We start from the raw sequence: 4,805 nt of genomic DNA, 5'->3' as shown, positions 1-4,805 counted from the left end.
GCGGCGATGCGGTCACGCGGCGGACGGGTCGTCGTGTTCGGGGCCTGGCTCTGGCTGGGGTGGCACTTCCTGGCCCGGTGACGTGACCGGTCAGCTGATCCACTTCACGGAGCCGTTGAAGACGTTGGTCCAGTTGAACACGGCCATGTTGTCCCAGCCGTCGCCGGAGGTCGCGATGTTCGCCGGGTTCCAGCCGTTGCCGGGCACCGCCGTCCAGGTCGGCTCCCAGTAGAAGACGCCGATCGCGCCGCCCGCCTTGGCCGCGTTCTGCGTCGCCGTGAACGCCGCCGCCTGGCCGGCCCAGGTCGCCGGGTAGCCCGGGCAGGCGGTGGTGATGCTGTTGCCCGTGCTGTCCGCGTTGTTGTTCGTGAACGGGGCCGCGGTCTCGGCCAGGATCGCCGGCTTGCCGTACCGGGAGATCATGTCGGCGACGACGCTGGTCATGTTGGCCATCGTGCCGTGCCAGTTGCAGTAGTACGACAGGGCGGTGATGTCCCAGGCGACGCCCTTGGCCCGGATGCCGTCGTAGAACCAGCGGGCGTGCGCGTCACTGTCGGAGTTGGCGGTGTGGATGATCACCTGGGTCGAGGCGTTGCAGGCCTTGGTGGCGTTGTAGCCCGACTTCAGCAGCAGGCTCAGATTGGTGAAGTCGTTGTTGACCACCTTGCCGTCGTTCCACAGCATGCCGACGTTGATCTCGTTGCCGATCTGCACACTGTCCGGGGTGGTGCCCTGCGCCTTGAGACTGGTGCACAGCCCGTACGTGTAGTCGTAGACGTCCTTGGTCAGCGTGCTGATGCCGTGGCTCGACCAGGCGGCCGGCTTGGTCTGCACGCCGGGATCGGCCCAGGTGTCGGAGTAGTGGAAGTCGACCAGCAGTTTGAAACCCTTGGCCTTGACCGTCCGCGCGTACGCCAGCACCTTGGCGGCGTTGTTGTAGCCGCTGGCCGGGTTGTTCCACACCCGCAGCCGCACGTAGTTGACGCCCGCGCCCTTGAGGATGTCGAGCGGGTCGGCCTCCGCGCCGGCCGCCGTGTAGTACTTCGCGCCCAGGTCCACGGCTCGTTGCAGGGTGGAGACGTCGGCGCCACGCATCGACAGTGTGGCGGCCTGCGCCTCGGCGGGCGCTCCGAGGGCCGCGGCGGGCAGGGTGACGGCGAGGAAGGCGCCGAGGACGCCGATCCGCTTCCGGACTTCACGGAGAAACATGCGCGACCGCCTGTCGATCGATGCCGTTCAATGCTGGGAGCGCTCACAGTAATCCGGTTACCAGCACGTTGTAAACACGTTGCCAGCAGGTTTGGGAGCGCTCACAGTCCATGTCCGTCAACCAATCGACATGTATCGTTCTAGTTAGTTGTGATTCCATACTAAGGACGGAGTGATCATGAGACGTACGCTGCGCCTGCTCACCGGCGTGCTCGTCGCCGGGCTGCTGACCGCGGCCGCCACCCTGGTCGCGGCGCCGGCCCAGGCGGCCGTGTGGTCGTCGACGGACCGGTGGGGCACCTGGTCGAGCAACGGCTACACGCTCTACAACAACGTCTGGGGATCCGGTTACGGCCCGCAGACGATCTGGGCCAACTCCGCCTCGAACTGGGGCGTGTGGGCCAACCACCCCAACACCGGCGGCATCAAGTCGTACCCGAACGCCACCCGCTACCTCGGCAAACGGGTCAGCGCGCTGGGCACGACCACCAGCAGCTTCAACGTCACCGTGCCGACCAGCGGCGTCGCCTTCACCACCGCGTACGACATCTGGTCGTCGGACAACGCGCACGAGATCATGCTGTGGATGAACAAGTACGGCCCGGTCGGCCCGCTGGGCAGCCTCCAGACGACCACGTCGGTCGGCGGCCACACGTGGGCCATCTACCGCGGCTCGAACGGGGCGAACCAGGTCTACTCGTTCGTGCGGACCAGCAACACCAGCGCGGGCACCGTGGACATCCGGGCGATCGCCCAGTGGATCCGAGCCCGTGGCTGGTTCGGCGACGTGACGATCGGCAACGTGCAGCTCGGCTACGAGATCACCTCGGCGGCCGGCGGCAAGGACTTCGTCACCAACTCCTTCTCGGTCACCGGCTAGCGGGCCAGGCCTGGCGGACGACCGCGGCCCCGCCGGCCGGCAGCCGGATCGCGTCGGTCACGGTCGTGCCGGTCAGCAGATCGATGCCGGCGGCGGGCACCTCGTGCTCGTCGCCGGTGTGGTTCAGCAGGAACAACCACGACCGGTCACCGGCCTGCCGGCGCACCGCCTCCACTCCGGAAGGCAGGCCGGACAGCTCGGGCCCGGCGCCGGCCGACGCGGCCACCGTGGCCAACAGATGCCCGTAAGCCTCCGGGTCAAGGCGGGTGGAGACGTAGTACGCCATGCCGTCCCCCACCGCATGCCGCGTGACGGCGGGCAGACCGTCGAGGACACCAGCCGCGTACCGGAGGAGAGCGTGCGCCCCGGCGAGGTGCACGGTCTCACTCCACAGCTCCCCGCTCGCCGCCGGCCACAAGTCGCCGGAGGTTGCCGGGGTGAGTGCGACGCGGTCGTCCGGGCCGAGCGGATGGAACTCCTCCACCCGGATCCCGAGCAGCTCCCGCAGCGCCCCCGGGTAGCCGCCGGTCCGCACCCGCGCATGCTCATCGGCGATCCCGGTCAGGTACGTGACCACGAGATGCCCACCCGCCTCGACCCAGGCCCGCAGCTCCGCCGCCTGGCCGTCGGTCATCAGGTAGTGCCCGGGCAGAACCAGCATCCGGTACGCCGGCAGCCCCTCCAGCACACCGATCACGTCGCACACAAACCCCCGCCGCCACAGCACCCGGTGCGCGAGTTGCGCCTCCTCGGCGTGGTCCAGCCGTTTGGACGGCAACCCCGCCCCCTGCAGTGCCCACGCCGACGGCTCGTCGTATCCGATCGCCACCCGCGCCTGCACCGTTCCCTCGGCCGTCTCGCCGATCCGGTTCAACGCCTCGCCCAGCGCGACCGCCTCGCGGAACACCCGGCTGTCCGGGCCGGCGTGCGGCACCAGCGCGGAATGGAACAGCTCGGCCCCGCCGCGCGGCGCCCGCCACTGGAAGAACAGCGCTCCCCGCGATCCGCGGGCCACGGCGGCCAGGCTCTGCCGGGCCATCCGTCCCGGTTCCTTGGTGTGCATCCGGTCGGCGGTGTAGATCAGGTTCGGCGCTGTCTCCATCATCAGCCAGTGCGGTCCGCCCGGGCTCTGCCGGGCCCAGCCGCGGGCCAGGTCCGCCGCGAACGCCGCCTGTTCCTCCGCGGCCATCCCGGTCTCCGACGGGTAGTGGTCGATGGCGACCAGGTCCGCCTCGCGGGCCCAGCGGGCGTGGTCGACCGGCACCCATCCGCCGAGGACGAAGTTCGTCGTCACCGGCACGCCGGGCGTCGCGGCGCGCAGCACGTCGCGCTGCTCGGTGTACGCGGCCAGCAGCTCGTCGGAGGTGAAGCGCCGGAAGTCCAGCACCTGGGCCGGGTTGGGCAGGTACTGGGTGCGCCGCGGCGGCCGGATCTGCGCCCAGTCGGTGTAGTGCTGGCCCCAGAAGGCCGTGGTCCAGGCGTCGTTGAGCTCGTCCAGTCCTTGGTAACGCCCGCGCAGCCAGGCCCGGAACGCCTCGGCGGTCAGCTCGCAGTGGCAAGTGGTGCCGTACTCGTTGTGCACGTGCCACATCGCCAGCGCGGGGTGACCGCGGTAGTGCTCGCCCAGCGCGGCGGCGATGCGGCGGGCGGCCGTGCGGTACGCCGGTGCGCTCGCGCAGTACGTGTCGCGGCTGCCGTGGCTGAGCCGTACCCCGTCGGCGTTGACCGGCAGCGCCTCGGGGTGGGCGAGGCTGAACCACGGTGGCGGGGACGCGGTGGGGGTGGCCAGGGCCACGCCGATGCCGTGGGCGGCCAGGCGGTCGAGCACCTCGTCGAGCCAGCCGAAGTCGTAGCGGCCCGGGGCCGGCTCCAGTTTCGACCAGGCGAAGACGCCCACGGTCGCGGTGGTCACCCGGGCCCGGCGCATCAGCTCGGCGTCCTCCGCCTGCACACCGGCCGGCCATTGCTCGGGGTTGTAGTCCCCGCCGTACAGCAGCCCCGGCATGCCGCTCCCCGCTTGTCGTTTGTTGGGATTCCCGCCAAACTAGGGCCGGTGCAGGACGCTGTCAATTGGGAGCACGCGCTGGTGACCGGCAACGGGCGGCAGGGCGCGCTGTGCTGGGGCACCCCGGCCGGGATCCGGCTGACCGTCTCGCACGAACGGCTGTTCCTGCCGCTGCGGGCACCCCTGCCGGCCCCGGACACCGCTACGATCCTGCCGCGCCTGCGGGACCTGCTCGACCAGGGGCAGTACGCGCGGGCCGCCCAGGAGGTGTGCGAGCGCGCGGCGGCCGGCGAACCCGCGTACGCGGAGACGGTCTGGATCGATCCCCTGGTCGGCGCCGCGACGCTGACCGTGCGCCCCCGCCGCCCGGCCGCGAACCACGAGCGCAGCGTCGATCCGGCCACCGGACTGGTCGTCCTGCGCTGCTGGGACGAGCTCGGCGAGACACGGGTGGAGGTCTTCGCCTCGCGCCCGGCGGACGCGATCGTGGTGCGACTGTCGGCGACGGGCGGCTTCCGCGGCAGCCTGGCGCTGGGACTGATCGACGGAACGCCACCGCGTCCGGTCCGGGCCCGCACCGACTCCGGCGCGGACGGCATCCTGCTGACGGCCGAGTTCGACGCGACGTGGCCCGGCGCGCTGACCGGCTACCGGGTGCGCTGCCGAGCGGTGGCGGGCGACGTCGACGGCTCGGCGGTGCGCTCGGACGCC

General features: G+C 71.1%; 5 protein-coding genes. 3 read left to right on the top strand and 2 right to left on the bottom strand.

Annotated elements, in window-relative coordinates:
- Positions 1 to 6 precede the first annotated feature (6 nt).
- Complete coding sequence (locus AB0C29_RS33990) at positions 7 to 81, top strand: DUF6186 family protein (RefSeq protein WP_360829038.1); 75 nt, start codon at positions 7 to 9, stop codon at positions 79 to 81.
- Positions 82 to 90: 9 nt separating this feature from the next.
- Here AB0C29_RS33990 and AB0C29_RS33985 read toward each other — a convergent pair whose 3' ends face one another.
- The gene (locus AB0C29_RS33985) at positions 91 to 1,209 is read right to left on the bottom strand and encodes a glycosyl hydrolase 53 family protein (RefSeq protein ID WP_360829035.1); all 1,119 of its coding nucleotides are present in this window, start codon (positions 1,207 to 1,209) and stop codon (positions 91 to 93) included.
- Between the two features lie 178 nt (positions 1,210 to 1,387).
- Here AB0C29_RS33985 and AB0C29_RS33980 point away from each other — a divergent pair, with 178 nt between their 5' ends.
- A complete protein-coding gene (locus tag AB0C29_RS33980) occupies positions 1,388 to 2,089 on the top strand; it encodes a GH12 family glycosyl hydrolase domain-containing protein (RefSeq protein WP_360829032.1) in 702 nt (233 codons plus the stop codon).
- Here AB0C29_RS33980 and AB0C29_RS33975 read toward each other — a convergent pair.
- Complete coding sequence (locus AB0C29_RS33975) at positions 2,079 to 4,094, bottom strand: beta-galactosidase (protein ID WP_360829029.1); 2,016 nt, start codon at positions 4,092 to 4,094, stop codon at positions 2,079 to 2,081. The two genes, AB0C29_RS33980 and AB0C29_RS33975, sit on opposite strands and share 11 nt — an antisense overlap.
- A 48-nt stretch (positions 4,095 to 4,142) precedes the next feature.
- Between AB0C29_RS33975 and AB0C29_RS33970 the strand changes: the two genes are divergently transcribed.
- A partial coding sequence (locus AB0C29_RS33970) for a glycoside hydrolase N-terminal domain-containing protein (protein ID WP_360829026.1) occupies positions 4,143 to 4,805 on the top strand: 663 nt, incomplete at its 3' end.

It is taken from the genome of Actinoplanes sp. NPDC048791 (genome assembly GCF_040650095.1).
GTDB lineage: Bacteria > Actinomycetota > Actinomycetes > Mycobacteriales > Micromonosporaceae > Actinoplanes.
Note: the sequence above shows the minus strand (reverse complement) of the source record. Positions and strands in the feature narration are given on the sequence as shown.

Coding starts and splice junctions, on each gene's coding strand:
- AB0C29_RS33975 (WP_360829029.1), bottom strand. CDS start 4,094: ATGCCGGGGCTGCTGTACGGCGGGGACTACAACCCCGAGCAATGGCCG.
- AB0C29_RS33980 (WP_360829032.1), top strand. CDS start 1,388: ATGAGACGTACGCTGCGCCTGCTCACCGGCGTGCTCGTCGCCGGGCTG.
- AB0C29_RS33985 (WP_360829035.1), bottom strand. CDS start 1,209: ATGTTTCTCCGTGAAGTCCGGAAGCGGATCGGCGTCCTCGGCGCCTTC.